General features: G+C 41.8%; 14 protein-coding genes. 9 read left to right on the forward strand and 5 right to left on the reverse strand.

What is annotated here, in order from left to right:
• The first annotated feature begins 13 nt into the window (after nt 1-13).
• The 5 genes from AL038_RS10165 (at nt 14) to AL038_RS10185 (ending at nt 13382) form a co-directional block, all read left to right on the forward strand.
• Nucleotides 14-538, forward strand: a complete 525-nt coding sequence (locus AL038_RS10165; RefSeq protein ID WP_062152458.1) for a chemotaxis protein CheW — start codon at nt 14-16, stop codon at nt 536-538.
• An 84-nt stretch (nt 539-622) separates the two neighbouring features.
• A complete protein-coding gene (locus tag AL038_RS10170; protein ID WP_062152460.1) occupies nt 623-3169 on the forward strand; it encodes a methyl-accepting chemotaxis protein in 2547 nt (848 codons plus the stop codon).
• A 146-nt stretch (nt 3170-3315) separates the two neighbouring features.
• On the forward strand, nt 3316-12324 hold the full coding sequence (locus AL038_RS10175) for a response regulator (protein ID WP_062152462.1): 9009 nt from the start codon (nt 3316-3318) through the stop codon (nt 12322-12324).
• A complete protein-coding gene (locus AL038_RS10180) occupies nt 12324-12875 on the forward strand; it encodes a hypothetical protein (RefSeq protein WP_062152464.1) in 552 nt (183 codons plus the stop codon). Before AL038_RS10175 ends, AL038_RS10180 begins: the two co-directional genes overlap by 1 nt.
• Nucleotides 12876-12890: 15 nt before the next feature.
• Nucleotides 12891-13382 carry a chemotaxis protein CheW gene (locus AL038_RS10185; RefSeq protein ID WP_062152466.1) on the forward strand — a complete coding sequence of 164 codons (492 nt, stop codon included), beginning with the start codon at nt 12891-12893 and terminating at the stop codon, nt 13380-13382.
• Nucleotides 13383-13409: 27 nt separating this feature from the next.
• Here the strand turns inward: AL038_RS10185 and AL038_RS10190 are convergent, their stop codons facing one another.
• The 4 genes from AL038_RS10190 to ubiH form a co-directional block, all read right to left on the reverse strand.
• Complete coding sequence (locus tag AL038_RS10190) at nt 13410-14072, reverse strand: alpha/beta hydrolase (RefSeq protein ID WP_062152468.1); 663 nt, start codon at nt 14070-14072, stop codon at nt 13410-13412.
• Nucleotides 14069-14389, reverse strand: a complete 321-nt coding sequence (locus tag AL038_RS10195; protein ID WP_062152470.1) for a (2Fe-2S) ferredoxin domain-containing protein — start codon at nt 14387-14389, stop codon at nt 14069-14071. Before AL038_RS10195 ends, AL038_RS10190 begins: the two co-directional genes overlap by 4 nt.
• Before the next feature lie 109 nt (nt 14390-14498).
• On the reverse strand, nt 14499-15692 hold the full coding sequence (locus tag AL038_RS10200) for a DUF481 domain-containing protein (protein WP_062152473.1): 1194 nt from the start codon (nt 15690-15692) through the stop codon (nt 14499-14501).
• A 469-nt stretch (nt 15693-16161) separates the two neighbouring features.
• Nucleotides 16162-17391 carry a 2-octaprenyl-6-methoxyphenyl hydroxylase gene (gene ubiH, locus AL038_RS10205; protein WP_062152475.1) on the reverse strand — a complete coding sequence of 410 codons (1230 nt, stop codon included), beginning with the start codon at nt 17389-17391 and terminating at the stop codon, nt 16162-16164.
• A 228-nt stretch (nt 17392-17619) separates the two neighbouring features.
• Here ubiH and AL038_RS10210 point away from each other — a divergent pair, with 228 nt between their 5' ends.
• Both AL038_RS10210 and AL038_RS10215 read left to right on the forward strand, forming a co-directional pair.
• On the forward strand, nt 17620-18162 hold the full coding sequence (locus AL038_RS10210; protein WP_062152477.1) for a DUF2760 domain-containing protein: 543 nt from the start codon (nt 17620-17622) through the stop codon (nt 18160-18162).
• On the forward strand, nt 18159-19988 hold the full coding sequence (locus tag AL038_RS10215; protein ID WP_062152479.1) for an Hsp70 family protein: 1830 nt from the start codon (nt 18159-18161) through the stop codon (nt 19986-19988). Before AL038_RS10210 ends, AL038_RS10215 begins: the two co-directional genes overlap by 4 nt.
• A 65-nt stretch (nt 19989-20053) precedes the next feature.
• On the opposite strand, the gene AL038_RS10220 is transcribed toward AL038_RS10215, so the two are convergent.
• Nucleotides 20054-20488: a globin domain-containing protein gene (locus AL038_RS10220; protein ID WP_062152481.1), complete on the reverse strand. Its 435-nt coding sequence runs from the start codon at nt 20486-20488 to the stop codon at nt 20054-20056.
• A 347-nt stretch (nt 20489-20835) separates the two neighbouring features.
• On the opposite strand from AL038_RS10220, the gene AL038_RS10225 reads away from it, so the two are divergent.
• Together AL038_RS10225 and AL038_RS10230 are read left to right on the forward strand one after the other, a co-directional pair.
• Entirely contained in the window at nt 20836-22704 is a 1869-nt protein-coding gene (locus AL038_RS10225) for an NlpC/P60 family protein (protein WP_062152483.1), read from the forward strand.
• On the forward strand, nt 22705-23742 hold the full coding sequence (locus AL038_RS10230) for a CapA family protein (RefSeq protein ID WP_062152485.1): 1038 nt from the start codon (nt 22705-22707) through the stop codon (nt 23740-23742).
• The last annotated feature ends 60 nt before the right edge of the window (nt 23743-23802 follow it).

Below are 23802 nucleotides of genomic sequence, written 5' to 3' on the forward strand. Positions count from 1 at the left end.
GCGAGAAACAGCTATGAAAACAACATGGTTACCTCCAAGCGAAGCACTCAATCGTCCACTAACACGTCAACAAGAAACGACACAAATAACAGGACAACTGGAAGTTCTTCGACGTTTGGGATTCCATGTAGGCAATATCGGTTTACTTATCGCACAAAATGCGACCAGTGAACTAATAGAAGTCTCCTCAATTTGCCCTATACCCAACACTGCAAGCTGGCTATTAGGGCTAATTAATCTTCGCGGTAATCTCGTTCCAATTTTTGATTTAAATTTACTGTTGGGACTAGAAAATCGAGTTAGTAAAAAAAATATGTTATTGATTTTAGGACGAGGTGAGACTGCGGGAGCTATCATTCTTGATAAACTTCCTCAACATGTCACGTTTGTCAACAGTGACAAACTGGATAGCCTCCCTCCACTACCTGCTGTACTAAAACCTTTTGCCACCAATGGTTACGAAAAGAATGGTGAGGTTTGGTTTAACTTTGATCATCAAGGTTTTTTTGAATCATTAGCGGGAAGGGTTGCCGCTTAACTACGTGCTAAAAAGGGTTACTATGCACTTAATACGAATCATGCTGGGTAGCACGCCATACCCGTCGTTACGGAGACTAACAACATGAAACTGAAGCTTAAGCAAAAAATGTTCTTCGGCTCAGCGTTCCTTGCGGTGGTATCTGTGGTGGTCACTGCATACTTTACGGGTGATATTGCCTCAAACTTAGGGCAACAAGCCCTAACGGATGCAGCACAAGAAAAAATCAGCTCTATCCGAGATACTAAAAAATCTCAAGTAGAAGAATATTTTAATCTTGTGATTAACCAGATTCAGTCTTATGCAGGTTCCCGTACCACCATAGATGCGATGCGCGGGTTTAAAGAAGCATTTCCTCGCTTTCAATACGAGGCGGGCTTACAAGCAGATGAAGGGCCCCCTATTCCACAAACCTTACCTATCAACGAATATCGTGATGCAGTTAAACGATATTACGAAAATGATTTCGCCCAAGAATATGGCACATTAAACGTTAATGAAACGCCAAAAATGGAGGAAATGATTCAACAACTAAATGACAATAGCATTGCGTTGCAATATTTCTATATCGCCAATAATCCTAATCCATTAGGGACGAAAGAAGAACTATTTGCCGCAAAAGATGGTTCAACCTACACACAACTACACCAGCTTTATCATCCTGGTATTCGTGAGTACATGAACCGTTTCATATTTGATGACATTTTCCTTGTTGATTCAGATACAGGTAACGTTGTTTACTCCGTTGTAAAAGGCATTGATTTTTCCACCTCCCTGCTAGATGGTCCTTTTGCCAAAACGGGGATTGCAAATGTCTTTGAACAAGCTAATCGGGCTACAACCCCCGACCAATTTGCCATCATCGACTTTGCTCAATATCTACCCTCTTACGATGCACAAGCAGCCTTTATTGCAGCCCCTATTTTTGATGGTAACCTCAAAATCGGTGTTCTCATCTTCCAGCTCCCCATCGACAGCATTAACAACATCATGACCTACGACCGCGCTTGGCGGTTAGATGAATCAGGACGCTCTGGCGAAACTTTTATTGTGTCTGCGGATGGCACAATGCGAAATGACAGTCGGGCATTAGTGGAAGATAAAGAAGGTTATTTACAATCGGTTGAACAATATGGCACAAGCCCTGAAGCCATTAACAACATAGAACTAAAAGATACCTCAGTCGGTTTACAAAAAGTGGATAATCCCGGAACGCGAGCGGCTTTTTCAGGCGTAACAGGATTTGACATGTTTGACGACTACAAAGGTGACTTCGTACTCTCCGCCTACGCACCTATTAACGTACCCGGTTTACAATGGGCTATCTTCTCCAACCTCACAGAAACCGAATCACTAGAACGCTTGATTGCATTACGTGACGAAATCTTAACGGGTTCTATCCCTATCGCCGTTATCGCGCTAGTGTTCGGGGGACTTGCAGGGTTCTTAATTTTCGGTCGAATTGCAAAACCCATTGGCGTACTAGAACAAACCGTGTCTAAAGTTGCCGAAGGGGACTTCACCGCACGCGCAGACATTCGCACAGGGGACGAACTGGAAACACTGGCAAATGCCTTTAACGGTTTGCTGGATGACCGCTTATCTGCACTCGCTAAAGCTGAGAAAGAAAATGAAATGCTCAACAACTCAATCATTGAATTGTTGAAAGCCTCCTTCCAACTCTCACAAAGAGATCTAACCGTTCAAGTCCCTGTGACTGAAGACGTGACAGGTCCGTTAGCTGACGCTATCAACCAGATGGCGACTGAAACCAGTAAAGTGTTGCTCAACGTTCGCCGAATCACTGACGAAGTAGAAACCGCATCCCAACAAGTGCGGGTGCAAGCAAGCAACGTCTCCAAAGTGGCAGAAGCAGAACGGGCAGTGGTGGATACCACCATGGCAGAACTCGCCGCAGCGGCAGAAGCCATGAACAAAATTGCAGAAGTTGCGCAATCATGTAACGAAATCGCAACCCAAGCAACACGCTCTACACAAACCGCGTTGGCAACCGTAACCAGCACCGTGGACGGGATGGCGGAAATTCGTGAAACCATCCATGAAACAGAAAAACGGATTAAACGCTTGGGTGAACGTTCGCAAGAAATTAGCTCCATCGTTGACATCATCAACAACATCGCAGAACGGACACACGTGCTTGCGTTAAACGCATCCATGCAAGCAGCCGCAGCAGGGGAAGCAGGTCGCGGCTTCTCCGTCGTTGCGGACGAAGTGCAACGACTCGCTGAAAGCTCACGGAACGCAACCTCCCAAATCTCCGCGTTGGTGAAAAATATTCAGTTAGAAACCAACGATACGATTGCCACGATGGATAAAACCATTCAACAGGTGATTGAAGGGTCACGCCTTGCAGAACGGTCTGGGGAACAGATGAAAGAAACCCAGAATACAATTTCTAACCTTGTGCAAGTGGTTGAACAAATCGCCATGGCATCACGGCAACAAGCGCAAATTTCTAACGAATTGCGTGAACGCGCCCAAACCATTCAAATGAGTACACAAGAAACAGGTAAACAGTTGGAAGAACAGTTGATTCAAACAGACCGTTTGGTGGACTTCTCCAAACAGTTGATTGAGTCCATTCGAGTATTCAAACTGCCAACCAGCTAACGTGTTATTTATCTGGGATAAAACCTGTTTTATCCCAGACTTCCTAACTCGATGCTGGATGTTTGAGTTTAGTTCTGTTATTCCCGCCTATCACCAATGACGCAAGGTGCTACGCCTACGCCACACTGTTCATCAGGTAGCCAGCCATGTCCGCCATACTTCAATCTGCATTAGACGATCTTCATGCCAAAGTTGCTAACGACGCTTATCTTCTATATGAAGCCTTAGCCGCGTTTGCTGATGGGCATACGAATGGTTATGCACCCACAGCAATAAAACAATGTATTGATTATGTTGAGCATATTGAACATGTTGCAACACAAGCAAATTTAACAGGTTTACGGCGCATTTGTGAGCTGACCTGTCAACGTCTGCGAGAACTGCAAACTGATGAAGATCATCAACAACAATTGTGCGAAGTCATAGAACGCTGGCCGCGTCTGGTGTCTAATTATCTTTATGCACCTACAAATGAAACAGCACAACAGAAACTTATTACGTTATTACAAGATCAAGTATGGGCTGTGCCATTAGCTGAAGAACAAATTAACTACTTAAATACCTTGCTCGCGCAAGATTTTAATGCGACTGAAGAAGCAAGCAATCAAACATTGCCAGAAGAGATTTTTTTCACAACAGATATTCAAGATTTAACAGATGTTACAGTAACTGCTACAGATGAACATGAATTAATAACATTATCACCAGAAACGGAATTATTAGCTGATGAAAATGCAGACATTGATGAAACTGCTTTCATTGCGGATGAATTGCCTGACGTAACAGAAACAGAATTATTAGCTGATGAAAATGCAGATATTGATGAAACTGCTTTTATTGCGGATGAATCGCCTGACGTAACAGAAGCTGAATTATTAGCCAATGAAAATGCAGACATTGATGAAACCGCTTTCATTGCTGATGAATCGCCTGACTTAACAGAAACAGAATTGTTAGCTGATGAAAATGCAGACATTGATGAAACCGCTTTCATTGCGGATGAATTGCCTGACATAACAGAAGCTGAATTATTAGCTGATGAAAATGCAGACGTTGATGAAACCGCTTTCATTGCAGATGAATCGCCTGACGTAACAGAAACAGAATTGTTAGCTGATGAAAATGCAGATATTGATGAAACTACTTTCATCGCGGATGAATCGCCTGACATAACAGAAACAGAATTATTAGCCGATGAAAATGCAGACATTGATGAAACCGCTTTCATTGCGGATGAATCGCCTGACGAAACAGAAACGGAATTGTTAGCTGATGAAAATGCAGACATTGATGAAACCGCTTTCATTGCTGATGAATTACCTGACGTAACAGAAGCTGAATTATTAGCCAATGAAAATGCAGATATTGATGAAACTGCTTTTATTGCGGATGAATCGCCTGACGTAACAGAAGCTGAATTATTAGCCAATGAAAATGCAGACATTGATGAAACTGCTTTCATTGCTGATGAATTGCCTGACGAAACAGAAGCCGAATTATTAGCCAATGAAAATGCAGACATTGATGAAACTGCTTTCATTGCTGATGAATTGCCTGACGAAACAGAAGCCGAATTATTAGCTGATGAAAATACAGACATTGATGAAACCGCTTTCATTGCGGATGAATCGCCTGACGAAACAGAAGCCGAATTATTAGCCAATGAAAATGCAGATATTGATGAAACTGCTTTCATTGCTGATGAATCGCCTGACTTAACAGAAACAGAATTGTTAGCTGATGAAAATGCAGACATTGATGAAACCGCTTTCATTGCTGATGAATTGCCTGACGAAACAGAAACCGAATTGTTAGCTGATGAAAATGCAGACATTGATGAAACCGCTTTCATTGCTGATGAATTGCCTGACGAAACGGAAACAGAATTATTAGCCGATGAAAATGCAGACATTGATGAAACCGCTTTCATTGCTGATGAATTGCCTGACGAAACGGAAACAGAATTATTAGCCGATGAAAATGCAGACATTGATGAAACCGCTTTCATTGCTGATGAATTGCCTGACGAAACGGAAACAGAATTATTAGCCGATGAAAATGCAGACATTGATGAAACCGCTTTCATTGCTGATGAATCGCCTGACGTAACAGAAGATGAAAATGTCTTATTTTCTGATGAGCCAGTATTGAGTGAGGAAGATATCGCATGTGAAATCATGACACGTGCTGATGTGGATATTGTCGAAGACACTGATGATGAAAGCGTAGATGATACCGAACTACCTGTTTTTGACGAAATGTCACTGGCAGCCGAAGAAACCGCATTGCGTGATGCAACAGATGATTTTATCGATGATGACTTACCCAATATAGAATCTTTAGCCGAAACAGTTTCTGTTCCTAGTGTTTTTGTGGAAACGACAGAATCTGAATATATGTCTGATAATGTAGCAAAAGCAGACATGGATATGTTAATTTCCGATGACATGGATGATACCGATTTTACAGATGTATTGCCTGTTACACATGACACAACAATTAAAACATCTGCTCAACCAGCTTCTGTTCCTACGATTAGCAGTCCTGCTATTCCTGAATTTTCTCGCTCCAGTAAGTTAGAAACGGCCGCTAATGAAATCGTCGCGGTTACAGATATTTTATCGGAAACCTTGCACAACTTTGTTACGGCAGAAGACGATAGTGATGCTTTTTTAGAAGCCATTGAAGGTTATACCAATACGATACAGTCTTTATGGGAAAAAGCAGAAGTTGATGGTCTATCAGGGTTGCAAGAAGTTTATACTTTTATCAATGACAATATTTTTGAACTCAGTACACATCCGCAAACCGAGCGGTTAGCATCGTATGAGCATCTCTCTCATTGGACAGAATTTGTTTTAGAGTATTTACGCAATCCACAACAAGGTGGACCATTATTATTAACCTATTTGCAGGATAATCAATGGCTATCACCAATGGGCAAGAATACCGCCAAAACATTGTTAGGCAAGCTCACACGGGAAGGATTTGTACCCGCTATCGAAACCAGTTACGCCAAGCGTTCTGTCAATAAACCTATTCCTGTCACCACGGTTGTTTCCACAAAACCTGTTGTTAATGAGCCAAGCCAGCCAGCAACGCCACCTGTAGAAAAAGAAAAACTGCTGTTGTTAGATGAGAAAATCGTTAAACCCGTTGCGCCAGTTGTCGAGACTGTCATTGTGCAACCATTGCAGTTATCTATTCCTGAGGAAGAATCTCCCTCACTTGACATTGAAATAGATAAGCCTGATTGGGGTGGCGCATTTATTGACGATGACGTGCTATTAGCATCAGAAGTTGATGATAATGAAGTAGATTTAACAAACTCCACAGAGTTTGATACGGTGGATGCTTTACCGCTGATGGATGAGGAAAACTCGGAAGAAAATTCGTTTGCAGACGCGGAAATATTAGACACTTCTGAAACTGATATATCACTGAATGAACAAGATGAAATATCCACGCTAACGGCTGAAGAATCTGCATCTTCTTCAGTAGGCAACGATACGCTAGATACGCTAATTGCAGAAATTGAAGCGATACAGGAAGAATCAAACAAGGCTATTACCAATTTAGCGACGGCTGATGAGGAAAGTTCAGCGTTATTTGAGGCAATAGAGGCATTTACCAACCATATTCAGGCTATTTATGATGTAGCAGGACTGGCGGAGTTAGAAGGATTGCAAACCGTTTGTGATGTGATGATGAGTCACGTTATGGAATTAGGTGAACAATCGCAAACAGCGCGCATGGCAAGTAAACCCGTGTTGGAAACTTATGTACCGCATGTGTTGGCATATCTCCAAAATCCGTTACAAAATGCCCCAACTTTAATTGAATACTTACAAAATCCTATTTGGACAACACCATTGGATGCAATGCAAGCAGATACCTTGTTGTTGCAATTAACACATGGTGCGTTAGAAGTAGAAAACAACGAACAGGCAGAACAAACTGATTTAAATGACTTTGTGGATGATACGCCAGAATCTATCACTGTCGTGGAAGACATATCGCCTATTGAAGAATTTACAGAAGAACCCGTTGATATTGTAGAAGATAATTCAATTACTGGAGACACAGATATTTCACTGATGTCAGCAGATATGTTGGATTTATTAATAACTCAATTAGCAGAAACTGATTTGTTATTAACGAATGGCTATGCTGAAGTGATGCAGGCTGAGGACAGTAGCGAAGAGTTGCTCAATGCGATTAGTGATTACAGCGAGTCTGTGCAAAATATCTGGGATATAACAGAACAGGCTCAATTAACAGGATTGCAAGAAGTCTGCACTTTCGTTAATGATAATATAATGGCATTGAGTAGCCAAGATAACGCCAACCGATTGATTGCAAAACCACTATTTACTGATTGGGTAACATTGGCTATTGAATACTTGCAATATCCAAGCAGTGGTGCATCCACACTCGTCAATTTTCTTCAACAAAAAGAATGGGCTTATCCTTTAGATTCCGAACGAGCTGATGAGTTATATACAAGATTACTCGCACCAGCCGTTCAAACAGAACAACTTGAAACAGAGCAAGTTGAACCTGAACTTACCGAATCTAGCGAATTGATAGAATCAATAGAATCAATAGAATCTATTGATGATATTAATGATATTAATGATATTGAAGAAGCCTCCCCAGTTTTACCCAAAATGGATATTGATGCGTCTGAAGAAGAAACAGAACTTCTTATTCAAACAGAACAAGATGAAAACGAAACGCTTGCAGCCACAATACCATCACTCGTTATTGCAGACCCTGAAATAATTGATTTACTCATTGGACAATTTACAGACACTGCTGACGCACTGCTTGAACCCTTACAATCGCTGACGATGGCAGATGATGGCAGTGAAGAACTGCTAACAGCCGTAGAAAACTATACTGAACAAGTACAAGCACTGTGGGATGCCGCAGACATGGCAAAACTGCATGGTCTGCAAGAAGTTTGCACCTTTATCAATGATAATGTCATGGGTTTAAGTGCGCAGGCGTTAAATGAGCGTCAAGCGGCAATGGATGTCTTTAGCCAATGGATACCTCATTCGATTGATTATTTACAAGACCCAGCAAATCAAGCAAATCGTCTAACCAACTATTTACAACAATCGACATGGGTAAACCCCTTAAGCGATGAGCAAGCCGCAGAATTATTAGAAAAGCTAGTGCAAAGTGCGACATCTGCGGAATCCATTGACGCACCTGCTGTTGCTGAGATACCAGAAGAACTGAGTGAAATTTACTTAGCCGACCCTGATATATTAATGCTCTTAATTGGGCAATTACATGATGCAAAAGAACAACTCATTGACATCACGCAAGCGATTACAAACGCAGAAGATGGCAGTGAAGAACTCCTAATGGCAGTCGGGAGTTATACCGAAAATGTGCAAAGCGTGTGGGATGCGGCAGAAATGGCGCAACTTCATGGTATGCAAGAAATATGTACTTTCGTCAATGATAACGTCATGCAATTAGGCATGGCGGAACAAGCAACTCGACTATCCGCACAACCTGTTTTAACGGATTGGCTTGATACCAGCATTGCTTATTTAGAAAATCCACGTGTAGGCGTTGAGAGTTTACTAGAAATACTCCAAAATTCTGCATGGGCGCAACCCTTAGAAGAGGAGCGTGTTACTGCACTACGGCAACAACTATTGCCAACAAGCAGTGTTACGCCAACAAACACTATTCCGTTAGTGATTGCCTCACCTGATATTATCGAACTGCTCCAAAACCAAATACAAGATGTTATCGCGGGCTTGTCAACCGCTCTTGAGGAATGTGTCTCCATGGAAAATGATAATCCAGCCCTATTAGAGGCAATAGAAAACTATACTAATCAAGTACAAGCCATTTGGGACGCAGCAGAAATGGCAGGTCTGCAAGGCTTACAAGAAGTCTGCACATTTGTTAATGATAACCTCATGGCATTTGGTACCCAAGAGCCAGCAGAAAAGCTAGCTGTTAAACCTTATATTGAACAATGGCCTATTGTCGTCTTAGAGTACCTGCATAACCCATTAGATGGCGCGCAAAAACTTATAACACTTTTACAAGCCCCTGTTTGGTCTATGCCTTTGGATGATGAACGGGCGATTGAATTACATCAACTACTGACACAACCCTCAACCGCAGCCGACCAAGTCAGTGCATATCAAGAAGAATTTGCTGATACCACGTTGCCCGAAGAAGAGAGCGAAGAAGAGGAAAGTGCAGAAGAACTAGCCGAATTAGAAGTTGCAGAGGGAGAAGGTGGTGAAATTTCTCTCGGTAATGCCGAAGTTTTAGAAATTCTGCAAAGCGAATTAGAATCCGCGAAAGAAGAATTAACCGATAATTTAGCTAAATACACGAGCTTAGCAAATGATGCGGAGGGCTTTAACGAATCTGCTGAGAATTATGCTGACCAAGTGATGCGCTTGTACGCTGCGGCAGAAATGATGGGCTTAGAAGGTCTGCAAGAAGTATCAATGTTTATTGCAGAAAATGTTAAAGCACTCGCCGAAAAAGACCTTGCCGCACGGCAAAAAGCTAAAAAACTACTAGAAACATGGTCAGATTTAGTCCTTTCTTATCTACAATCGCCCGCGGACAATGTTGTCAAATTAGTTAATCACTTCCGTGAGCCACAATGGGCAACGCCATTAGACGACCAACAAGCCTACATGCTGTTGCAAAAACTAATGAAGGGGTCAACAGTTGAAGAAAGTGCTGAAGAAGCCGCTGCTTATAATCGGCAGACGACGGCAAGCCCTGAAGATGTCTTAATCACCCCGCCTGAAGACATTAACCGTGATTTATATGACGCATACTTGCAAGAAGTTCCACAAAATGCGTCTGATTTCACCCAATGTATTCAACATATTATCCAAGAACCAACGATTCCAGAAATTGAACGGGCGCAACGGATTGCTCACACGCTGAAAGGTTCTTCCAATATTATTGGAATTAAGGGTATTGCCAATATCGCCCATCATTTGGAAGATATTTTAGAATACCTTGCGCAAAATCAAGTTTCTCCACCTAAAGCCTTAACTGACACCATGACCGAGGCGGCAGACTGCCTAGAAATCATGGTGGATTCGCTCACAGGGCAAGACGACCCACCCCCACAAGCCTTGCAAGTTTTACAAGATGTCTTGGACTGGGCGAATAAGATTGACAAAGGCAATTTGGATGCGCCCTCCGCACCTCGTAAAGCCGTTCAAGCCGCGCCTGCGACTGAGGCAGGCGAAGGTGGCGAAAAAACTGAGCCGAAAAAAGCCGCTGGCGGTGCGCCTGTAGAACAAGGTTCGCCTGAACAAGTTTTACGTGTACCAACCAGCACTGTTGATAACTTAATGCGTCTCGTCGGTGAGTTATCTATTTCTATCGGACAAATTCATGAACGGTTACGCCATGTGTTGGGAAATACTCGCTTACTGACTGACCAAGGCATGGTTTTACAGCGAAAAACGTTTGAATTAGAAAATATCGTTGATATTCGTGGGATTACGGGGGTTGAAAGTCGCTATAACAAAATGGCACAAGATGAAGAGGAATTTGACCCCTTAGAATTTGAAGAATATAACGAATTGCACAGCGTTGCTCACAGCTTTATTGAATCTATTGCTGACGCGCGTGAATTAGGCATGTCAATTCGTAATGACTTATCCGAATTAGAAACCATGCTCGTTCAGCATGAACGCTTGAATAAAGAATTCCAAGCTAACATCATGACCACCCGCATGGTGCCTGTCAGTACGGTTATTTCTAAATTACAACGAAATGTGCGCCAAACTTGCCGTATGACAGGCAAACAAGCAGAGTTAGAAGTTATTGGCACAGACATCATGATAGACAGCGACGTACTAAACAACCTCGCTGACCCCTTGATGCACATTTTACGTAACTCGATTGACCACGGGATTGAACCTGTAGAAGACCGTAAACTCTTGGGTAAACCTGAATCAGGAACGATTCTGCTACGCTTCTATCGCGAAGGCAATAGCATTGTCATGAGTTGTAAAGATGACGGGCAAGGCTTGAACTATACCAACATTCGCTACACAGCTATTCAACGTGGCTTAATTACGGAAGCCCAAGAAATAGCAGAACCTGAATTAGCCCGTTTAATTCTTATGTCAGGTTTCTCCACCAAATCAGGCGTAACCCAAGTATCTGGGCGTGGTGTAGGAATGGACGTGGTTTATACCAACGTACGCCAAATGAAAGGCACGTTAGATTTAGTCTCAGAGACAGGAAAAGGCACGAATATTGTCATTAAACTGCCCATGTCTTTGGTAACGGTGCATGTGCTGGTTATTCGCATGGGACAAAATCGCTACGGGATTCCAACCAATGCCCTAGAACAAGCCTTAGCACCTGAGTCTGGCGAGTTTCATCAAATAGGAAATGAAATCACCTTCAAAATGGGTAAAAAAGTCTTTGCGCTGAAAAGTATGGCTTCTTTACTCAACGTACAAGGTGATGGTATTGCCGCAAATGAATACCATACCAAGCCAATTTTATTGGTTCATGAAGAAACAGGGGTGACTGCGGTTATTGTTGATGAACTACTGGATACCCATGACCTCGTGATGAAAAGTATGGGTAAATATGTGGTTAAAGTGCGTGGTGTATCGGGTGCAGCCATTCTTGGGGATGGTAGCTTAGTTCCTTTGCTAGATGTGCCAGAATTATTGCGTTCCCCCATGCAGATGGCGTTAAGTAACTACATGGGACAACAAGAAGCAGCCGACACAGGCGCGGTAGCAAGCGTGCCAAAAGTCTTAATTGTTGATGACTCACTCAGCGTGCGGAAGTCATTATCGACACTGGTAGAAGATGCAGGGTTTGAAGTGTTGCTGGCAAAAGATGGCGTAGAAGCGATTGAAGTCATGAACCAAACCCGTCCAAATGTCATGTTAGTTGATATGGAAATGCCACGCATGAATGGTTTAGAACTGACTGCTCACGTTCGTGCCAATCCTGCGACACAAAAACTCCCCATTTTTATGATTACCTCCCGAACCACAGAAAAACACCGCGAGCAGGCGCGTACTGCAGGGGTGAGTGCTTATCTCACCAAGCCCTATCAAGATACTGAATTATTGGATTGGATAGACAAAGGTTTAGCGGGGCAAGTCTAGTGTCAAGAGCAACATCGTTCGATGCCTATTCTAGCGCGTTGGGTTACAACCCCAATTTGTACGTCTTTGTTGTTTTAGATGGCACACACTTATTTATTCCACAAAAAGATGTGGAAACAGTGGAAATTATTGCAGATTTACATCCCATACGGACCGAACAAGGATTTATTGGGCGATTTGGTGGACACGGACAAGAATCCTATGTTTTTTGTTTAGCAGAAGACTTGTCCCTTATTACAGATGTACCTGAAGATCGAGAATACTTTTTCCTACTAAAGCCACCCGCTGACGTACAAGCAGCTATACAAGCAGGAACAGCAGACAACACATTATTAGGTGTTGTCTGTAACGAAGTAGAAACAATTAATTTTCAAAAAGAAAATCTCTATCCGCAACCCTTGCCTGATATCATGAAACTTCCCCAGTCGCCTATCAGTCAACTGGTGATTTATCACGATAAACTGACGTATATTTGTCCCGGTGATACGCTATGGCAATATTTAACATTACAATCAGCACAGTTTATTGCTGAGAATGAAATCAAACGCTAACCACAGGGCTTAAACATGGCGGATACAATAGAAAAAACCAGCCGTGCATGGATACTAGATTTTGGCAGAGGCTTACAAGCGGCTGTTGGTTTGCATGAAATGTCACAAGTCGCACTGTCCCCGCCGATTTTTGAAGTTCCCTATACCCCACACTACTGTGATGAAGTGTTAGTCTGGCAAAACCGTTTATTACCCGTCTTAGATGTGCCGAGTTTATTGGAAGGACAGAAAATTTTTCGCGCACAACAAGAGATTGTGGGTATCGCTGTTTATCAAAAAAACTTGGCGAATATTGGTTATGCTGGGGTTCACCTCGCCAGTTTACCGATAGGCATTTTTGTGACGGATGAACAAGCCTGCGCATTACCGCAACACTTACAACATTGGCAACCATTAGCCATTGCCTGTTTTAATATAGATCACACCATTATCCCTATTATTGATTTGGCGCGCTTGTTTTCACCCACTGTTCGACACCTAACATTCCCAAAGATAACACCGCAATAGCCCATTATTAATCTTAAACAGTTAATTCTAAACGAGATGCCGTCCCCATTTATCAATAATAGCATCACGCAACTCATTTAAACGACTATGAAAGAAATGGTCGGCTTCATCCATCCAATGTAGCTGTGGTTGATAAGATTGGCTACGCATCCACCGTAAAACATCATCAGGCACAATTACCTCATCTTGTCCCCCTTGAATAATCATCGTGGGGATATTGCTTAACTTCAAATTCTCAAAATTAAACCGTCCAACCGCAGGCGCGACCAACAATAGCCGTTTCGCACCTAATTCTTCATGGGCGCGTAAGGCAACATAACTACCAAAAGAAAATCCTGCAAGCCATAATTCTGTTGGCGCATATTCTGTTTTTAACCACTGCACAACCGCCCGCAAATCATCGGTTTCACCATCGCCATGATCATAAGTACCTGTACTTTTACCTACACCGCGAAAGTTAAACCGTACTACCCCCAATCCCATCGCATTAAATGTACTAGCCAACATATAAACAACTTTATTTGTCATCGCCCCCCCCTGTACAGGGTTAGGATGACACACAACGATATACGGCGTATGACTTGGGTCTTGTGGATGCTTAGGACAGCTCATTTGCACTTCTAACTGACCTGCTGGCGCGGGGATTAATAATTGTTGGGGTTTACAATGATGATGAAGATGGTGTGTCATACAGATAATCTCAAGCGTTCAACAATACGTCCATTTTGCAAATGTTCTTCAATAATTTCATCTATATCTGAGCTATCAACAAAGGTGTACCACACACCTTGAGGATATATAACCAACACAGGGCCTAACTCACAACGGTCTAAACAGCCAGCCGCATTAACCCGTACATTTTCTTTGCCTGCAAGACCTAAGGTTTTTACTTTCTGCTTCATATAATCACGCATAGCAGTTGCGTTATGATTCTGACAACACTCTTTACCCTGCTCACGTTGATTCGTACAGAAAAAAACATGGTAACGAAAATAATCTTCACTCATTATGTGAAATCCTTACAAAAAAATAGAAAATAACACAAAAATAAAGGCGCGCCAGTCTAATTTGCCTCACTAGCGCGCCTTAATCAACCCATTTTAATGCGTAAATGGATTAATTTAATCGATAAGAAATGCCAAACAGCAATGCTTTGTCAGTTTTATCATTACCATTATCATCGATGTCATCATCAATTCTACGTAATTCAAGGGTTAAATCAGCACTTAACCGATTAGATAAATAATAACGGAGTGTAGAAGACAGTGTATTAGACACAATCTGGTCTGGTGGAGTATCGGTTGGTTTTAAATAATCCAATTCCCATTCATTTTCCCAGTCAATCGCATCTGTGATTTCATAAGTCAGACTCAGAACGTTACGAATTCTATGCCCTATATCACCACTCAGAATAGTGGAGTATTCCGCCCTCTCGATTAACTGCCATTGCAAACCGATAGGCAAACCATACTCGAATATCACATCTAAAGAGGGGTCAGAATCGCTACCATCATAGTTAGATGCAATATAACCAACCCCGCCTCTCACAACCCAACCATGTTTACGCTGATTAATCCGTTCATCGAACAGAATTTCTTGAATACGAATAACGCCTAATGCACCAAGTGACTCGGTTTTTAAAACCCCGTCACGATGCAATACTTCTTCCATCGCTTCAACCCAGTATTTTTTGTACTCTTTCAAACTGTATTTGCTGATAAACTCGGATTCGCGATCAATCACACCCGCTAATTCCATGTAACCTTTTGTAGAGGGTTCACTGGCTAATACCTTATATTTAACAAGGTCTTCAACAATACGAATGGCTTTAGCCAACGGGGTTGCATTGTAAATACGACCATAACCAACCCCAACGCCCAATTTTGCAAAAGGGTCATCTGCCTCATCTGAACCAAACAAACGACGATAGCCTAAGTCAGCAGAACCAAATCCAAATAATAAGCTGTTGTTATTAAAGTATTTATCCGCAGTCGTACTGGCAAAAACATCATAACCTTTTTCCGTGGAGGCATCACTTTCTTTACCACGACTAAAGTCTGTCCGAGCATCAGCAGCAACATTCCAAACAAAAGGTAAGGTACTGTAAGTCATGTCATAAGAACCAGCGAATGTGCCGTTATAGCTGGTTTGGTCTTGATTACCGCTATTTAAGTTAAAACTACCACTTAAATAAGATTGTTGAAAAAAACTGTCTGGAGACACGTAATCCGTTAGCTCAATAGCGGAAGCAACAGAACTACTAATGAGTAGTGCAACCGTTGTCATCCGCGTAAAAGTTTTTATTTTCATTAGTACATTCTCAAAAAAGTTCAGATAAAAAAGTAGATAGGTCATGTTTTTTTAGTATTCATCATGATATTACGCAATAGTCGTCGCCCTACCATTCAGTCATTTATATTTATAATAAAGACAAATGCTTCCACTATTTAATCTCAGTTTTTAATAAATAGCTTATTAAATAATAAGTTAAAAATAAAAACACTAAAATATGCTTATTTATCATCATAGATACATTGGGCAATTATACCTGAGTTTTTAGCTTTCGTTTCTTTTAATTCGCTTAAATGTAATAATTCAAGATAAAACAATACATAATTTATATAAATTTTTATTTTTAGCTATTTCTTTGATAATTTCATTTTATATGCGTTTATATATCATATTTTTGGCATAAAAAAAGCTATCCAAATAGATAGCCTTTTTATTTTTAATAAAACTATTATTATATTTTTTAAGTGATTAAACAAACTATATTGTTTCACATGGTTAGCGGCATTCCCATTAATAAACGCGATGGATGCCCATTTAACCCCGTCATTTGCTGAATAACAATTTGTTTTAACAGTGGAATAGCATCAACCGTTAAGATTCCTAAATTACGTGCAACTTGTAATGGGAAAAAATCATTAGAAAAAACTTTAACCATTTGATTAGTCAGTGTAGTTACACGATTTTGGTCGGGTTGTTGATACTGCTGGTAGCAGTCTAACGTCGTTATATCACCAATATCTACATTTCCTGCTTGCAATGTCTCAATAATGGCTTGTGCTAAACTGGCAACATCACGTAATCCTAAATTAAATCCTTGTCCTGCAATAGGATGTAAAGTATGTGCTGCATTACCGATAACGGTCAAACGTGGATAGTCGCTAGATTCAGTACGAACTAAACGCAATGGATATGCTACACGTTGCCCTGTGTGAATAAATTGCCCCGCCCGCCAACCAAAAGCCTGTTGTATTACCTGTAAAAAATCAGCATCGTTTAACGCTAAAGCGCGCACGGTATCGTCACTACTAACCGTCCAAATTAACGAGCAATCTCTATTTTCTAAGGGTAATAAGGCTAAAGGGCCTGTTGGCGTAAATCGTTCATAGGCGATATGATGATGCGCTTGTGACAAGGTAACATTGCAAGTAATCGCGGTTTGCCCATACGCAGACTCATGTGCTTCAATTCCTACATAATCACGTATCTTAGACTGCCCACCCTCAGCAATGACTAGCAATCGAGTTTGTAAAAGCTGGGTTTGGGCTTGATGTTGTAGTTGTAATTCAATGTATTGTTCATTAAAACAGACCTGCGTAACCTGCGCGGGCGCGAAAACTGTCTGCGATGTTTGACTCACTGCTTGTTGTAATGCTTGGCTTAATTGTTTGGCACGAATGGTATAACCTAGCGCAGGCAATTGGGCTGTTTTAGCATTTAGGCGCGTCATCCCAAAACCGCCCTGTTCGGAGACATGAATTTGTTGAATGGGTGTTATGGCGGGTGCAATGGTTTGCCAAACTTGTAACCCTTGTAAAATCCGTTGTGATGTATGTGTCAAGGCTAATACACGGTCATCATAATGAGATTTGCCTGATGTCGTTATCCATTCATTGGCTTCAACAAGTGCAATTTTTAAGGGCGTGTGGCGTAACGCACAGGCGAGGCTCGTCCCCACTAAACCACCGCCGATAATTACTAAATCATATAAAGTTGTCATTACGCCTCCGTGATTTTTATCATAAAATTTGCCGTTTTCGAATATTTATTAACTTAATACTCAAATACGGTTTTACCCCATTGTATCTTATATAAGTTATCTTTATCAGCACTAAAAAACTCAGCCGTTATGCCCCTCGACACTTTTTAAGCCTTCCCTAATTCACAGTATAATAAGCCCGATAACATGTTATAAAACTCCGTATAAACCACAAAACAGGGACAAGAAATGGCTTCGTTTATTCATCGTTTATCGTTAGCTATCAAACTGTTTTTTCAAACGGCTACTGATGATAAATTTGCGCAACAAGCACAACAGTTTTTAGTAAATCCCACTTTACCCACAGAACCCCCCCTGCAATCCGTTACACCGACGACAATATTAAAAGAATCTAATCCCGATGCAGCACTGCAATTACTTGGACTACTGCAAGCAGACGCACGCTTTATTGATTTTATTGAGGAAAATATTGCTAACTACTCCGATGCCGATATTGGTGCCGCTGCACGGGTGATTCATGAAGGCAGTCGTAAAGTCTTGCATAAATACTTCACAATTCAAGCCATTCGTCCAGAAAATGAAGAAAGTCGCATTACTTTACAAGCAGGTTTCGATACCCGTCGTATGCGTTTAGTCGGAAATGTCGTTGGCAGTCCCCCTTTTACGGGAGAATTGATTCATCGTGGGTGGGAAGTTAGTGCTGTCAATTTACCGAAAGTCATTGAAGGTCATGATTTAAATATTATCGTTCCTGCAGAGGTTGAATTATGAATCCGCGTTATGCTGTTGGTATCGATTTGGGAACAACGCACTGTATTATATCAGCGGTTGACTTGAGCCTGTCCGATGGTGAACAAGTGATTCAGCAGGTTTTAACCATTCCGCAGCTAGTCAGTGCTGGAACGGTGGATAATCGCTCGATGTTGCCTTCTTTTATCTATCTTCCACATCCTGATGAAATGAATCCGCAGGAATTAACCTTGCCTTGGAATGCACAAACAACCGTGATTACAGGAGAGTTTGCGCGACAATTAGGCATTACGACCCCCATTCGCCTTGTTTCTAGTGCGAAAAGCTGGTTATGTCATACAGGTGTAGATTGCCACGCCCCTTTTTTACCCCTAGATGCACCTGAAGAAGTCGCTAAATTTTCGCCTTTACAGGCTAGCGTACATTATCTTCAGTATTTGCGCCAAGTGTGGGATTTTACCCATCCTGATGCCCCTTTAGAGACACAAACCCTCACCATTACAATTCCAGCCTCTTTTGACCCCGCCGCGCGGGAATTAACCTCAGAAGCGACACAATTAGCAGGCATGAGTCATGCGGTCTTGTTAGAAGAACCGCAAGCGGCATTATATAACTGGATTCAAGCGACACAAGGAGAATGGCGTAAACAGATTAAAGTTGGCGATATTATTCTTGTAGTTGACATGGGTGGCGGTACAACAGACTTTTCGTTAATTGCGGTGACAGAGAGCGAGGGAAACTTAGTTTTAAACCGCATTGCTGTTGGTGACCACATTTTACTAGGCGGGGATAACATGGACTTAGCCCTTGCCTACGTGTTAAAAGCGAAATTGGCAACCGAAGGAAAAACTTTAGAAAACTGGCAAATTCAAGCCTTAATGCATGGCTGTCGAGTGGCAAAAGAACGTATTTTAGCGGATGCGAATTTAGACAATGTACCCGTGATTGTGCCGAGTCGTGGCTCACGTTTAATCGGCGGAACATTACGAACAGAATTAACCCGCGCCGAGGTAACACAAACCCTTATCAATGGTTTTTTCCCTGAAGTTCCTGCTTCTGCACGTCCTGTTTCTCGTCCACGCGCCGCATTAACAACATTAGGCTTGCCGTATGCACAAGATGCAAGCGTTACACGACATTTAGCCAGTTTCTTAAGCCGCCAAACCCATGCAACGGCGGAATTAACAGGTTTTCCAACCCATGAGGCAGCCAGTTTTTTACATCCAACCGCCATTTTATTGAACGGTGGCGTATTTAAAGCAAATACACTGACAGAACGGTTGTTGCAGGTGTTAAATACATGGTTAGCAGGAGAAAATGCCGAGCCTGTGCGGGTTTTAACGGGTAGTGATTTAGATTTAGCGGTTGGACAGGGTGCTGCCTACTATAGCTATGTACGTCAAGGGCATGGCGTGCGGATTCGCGGTGGATTGGCAAATGCGTATTATGTGGGAATTGAAGGTTCTATGCCCGCTGTGCCGGGATTAGAACCACCAATACAAGCATTATGTGTTGCTCCTTTTGGCATGGAAGAGGGAACAAGTGCAGACTTACCGCCTCAAGAATTTGGTTTAGTGGTAGGAGAAGCCGTGCGGTTTCGCTTTTTTGGTTCATCCGTGCGCCGTGAGGATGCCGTTGGCACATTATTGGAAACATGGGGCGCGGAAGAGTTGCTTGAATTAGCTGAAATTGAAGCCAATTTACCTGCAGAAGGGCGCAAAACGGGTGAAGTTGTCCCTATCCGTTTAAGAGCGAGTGTTAATGAATTGGGTATCTTATGTTTAGAAGCCATGCCACGTACAGGGAATGAACGTTGGCAAGTAGAGTTAAGTATAAGAGAAAGGTAAAAATACGAAATTTTCTAAATTTTTTAGATAATCCCGACAGGTTTCTAAAACCTGTCAGGTTGGCTTTAAACGACGCTAGAGGCTGCTTCAGCCCCTTTTTTCATTAAATCCGCCAGTGTTTTATACGTCACAGACCAAGCATCTATTATTTCAGGCGTGCAATCATCCCCTAAGCCCTGTTCAATAGTCGTTAACAGTGCGTTACCAAACACGATATAATCTTCCTCTTGTACGCCATAACCCACATGACGCACACCTAACCGTTCAACCACAGCAACCAACGCATCTACTTTATCAATTGCATTAACAATAGTATCCATGATGTGAATAAAGCGCAGATTTTGCTCCGTCATGCTCCCTCTAAACATCTCTTGTAAACTAGGGTCGAGTTTGAACAAATTAGTATAAAATTGTTTGCCTAATGCCACTCCCTCTGTCGGCGTTGGGGAGAGTTTTTCCCAAGACTGACAAACTAATCGAACACATGATGCGTTTAACATGTTTCCTCCTCAAAATGACTGCAACATTAACAAAACGAATCGCGTCACGTTTATTAAAAATATTTATCCCTACTTATTGTATTTTATAATGTTAGCTCAAGTTTAAAACCCTTATTTCTCATAAGGGAAAGAAAAAGATTATCCTATTGAATCATAAATGGTTAAACTGTGCATAGAAAATGCTGTAGATTTTGACAGACCAAAAAACAAACCTGTCAATGAGGACGTTCCTGTATTTCTATATTGACTAACGTGAACGTTTTCGTTATTTTCCTGTATTGCTTTCGGAACTTATGGTGTACAAGAAAATGGGTTATAAACAATCACTAGGATCAGAGGTTAAGCCAATGAATGGTTTAAAAGTCAATTCAAAGGACTTGTTTAAAACACGTCATACGTTATCTGGTCGATTTGCCCAATGGTGGCGACAACATTTTCATGATCAACCAGAATTACCTATCTCCCTCGCAGGGTATGAATTTAGCCTTGAAAAGGGTGTCCGTAAACGTAAATTTAAACGCCCTAAGACCGCTATTTTAACGGTTAGCATGTTAGTTTCTATGGGATGGTGGCTAACGAGTACAGGCGCGTTATACGAACCGAATAGTAGCATTCATCAATTCGCCAAGTCGTTACAAAATGACATTTTTTCAACAAAAACGCCAGAACACGCAACACCCACCGATGAAGAAACCGCTCTACTCAATGAGCCAATACCCACCGAACTTGCTGATTTATTTATTCCCGCTTTGACCGTTTTACCCACTGATTGGGATTATCAAAATGCAGCACCCAGCACAGATGATGATGGTGAAGAGGAAGACACGCACAACTTAGAAATTGCAGAAGCCCCTGAATCGCCTTGGCTAGACTTGAATATCAGTGAAGGCGACACGCTATCAACAATTTTTGTGCGTTATCAACTCAATCGCGGTCAATTGCATGAAATTCTAGATTTAGGTGAGCAAGCAGGCAAACTCAACGCTTTACAACCGGGGCAAGAAGTACGAATCCGCCGTGATGTTAATGGTAATGTTGAAGATTTAATTGTTGATTTAGATTTTAGCAGTGAGTTACATATTTCCCGAGGTGAAGAAGGCTTTACGAAAACCGTGATTAAACGCGATATTAATACTCAAGTGGTTTTTACACAGGGTTGTATCGGTAATAACACCTTGTTTGATGCGGGTAAACAAGCAGGATTGTCCAATCGTCTGCTTTTACAATTGGTAAAACAGGTATTTCCTGAACAATTGAATGTTAAAGAAATTAAGCAAGGTGATACGTTTAAAGTATTTTATACCCAATATGTTGCGGGGGAGTCCACCGAAGAAGGGGATATTCTCGCTGTTGAGTTTGTCACACAAGGAAAACCACTGTACGCCGTCCGCCAACTCAGTCGCACAGGCGAAGCCGTTTATTACAAACCGACAAATGAAAGCGTTACACAATTTAGCGCGTTGTTACAACAATTAGGGGAAAAAACCTGTCACGGTAAATCCTCACAACTCGCTGCACAAACCACAGAAAGAAACACAACGATTAACAAAAAATCGCTAGTCTGGCAACGGGTTGCTAATAGTTCTGCATGGGCATTACAACAAGAGGATGAGAATAGCATTCTCAGTTGGTTCAAAGCGGGTGAACCGCTGATAAAACCTAAGCCTATTCCCGTTCCTAAACAACCTTCATTGTTGACAGCAAAATTAAACCTGAATACCAATCAGCAACAAGCGAAAAAACAGGCTGAAGTAAAAGCAAATAATACCTATTTGTTAAAGCCTGCGACCGTTGCACCCAAAACACCTATTGTTGATAACTATGTAGAAAACTATCCAACTGGTGATTTACGCCTTAAAACAGCCCTAAAAAATGCACAAGGTTTATTGGGTACGCCTTATCGTTACGGCGGTACAACGCCTTCTGGATTTGATTGTAGTGGTTTTGTTTATTACAACTACCATAAAGTGGGCATTCGTGTTCCTCGTACAGCACATGAGCAGTATCAAAGCAGTCGTCCTGTGGGTAAGTCTAACTTGAAACCGGGGGATTTAGTCTTTTTCCGTGTCCGCAGTGGTAGCCGTGTTGACCACGTTGGCATTTACATGGGAGGGGATAAATTTATCCATGCAGAAGCGACTAATAAACCTGTTACGATTACCAGCTTAAGCGACAAATACTACAGCCGTTATTTTATCGGTGGAGGACGCAACTAAATGTTTCAAAAACCCCTACAAACCCTCATACTCTGCTTATCTATTTGTATTAGCCCACAAAGTAACGCACAAGATACAGTTAGTATTATTGGTGTAGGGGATATGATGCTCGGGACAAATTATCCACAAGATGACCTCCCACCCAATAATGGCAAGGAATTGTTAGCCAATGTTCAAACCTTATTAAGTAACGCTGATGTGACGTTTGGAAATTTAGAAGGGGTCGTTTTAAATGAGGGTGGCGCGACGGGCAAAGTCAGTTGTAATAACTGTTTCTCTTTTCGGATGCCCGAATATTTGATTGATAATCTCGTCACTGCGGGTTTTGATGTCGTTAGCATTGCTAACAATCATGTTGGTGATTTTGGCACGTTAGGAATGCAAAATACCCTAAAAGTGTTAAAACAAAAGGGAATTAATGCGGCTGGTTTTGAATCTGTCCCCTCTACCAGTTTTACAAGGAATGGGGTACGTTATGGTTTTGCTGCCTTTGCACCTAATAATAACGTCATGGATTTACGCGATATTCCTGCGGCTAAACGACTGGTTGCACAATTAGCACAGGATAATGATATTGTGATTATCTCTTTTCATGGCGGTGCAGAAGGCAGTGCGCATCAACATGTAACCCGTCAATCAGAAACGTTTTATAGTGAAAATCGGGGCAATGTGTATGCGTTTGCACATGCCGTGGTTGATGCGGGTGCAGATGTGGTTTTCGGGCAAGGCCCTCATGTAACCCGTGCGGTTGAAGTGTATAAAAACCGTTTTATTGCTTATAGTTTGGGGAATTTTTGTACTTATGGCCCTTTTAATGTCAAAGGTGTCAATGGTGTTTCCCCGTTGATTAAAGTTGATGTTGATAAAAACGGGCAATTTATTCAAGCAAAAGTCGTTTCTACTCAACAAACTAAACGTAGTCCCGTTACATTGGATTCAGAGCAAACTGCTTACAAGTTAATTCAATCGCTTACAAAAACAGATTTTCCTGAAAGCCGTTTGAATTTCAGTTCAACGGGAATAATTACCCAACCATAATGTGCTGAGTCGTGCTACACAAGCATTGTTTATATTGATTTCTTGGGTACGACTGAACAA

Source organism: Beggiatoa leptomitoformis (assembly GCF_001305575.3).
Lineage (GTDB): Bacteria > Pseudomonadota > Gammaproteobacteria > Beggiatoales > Beggiatoaceae > Beggiatoa > Beggiatoa leptomitoformis.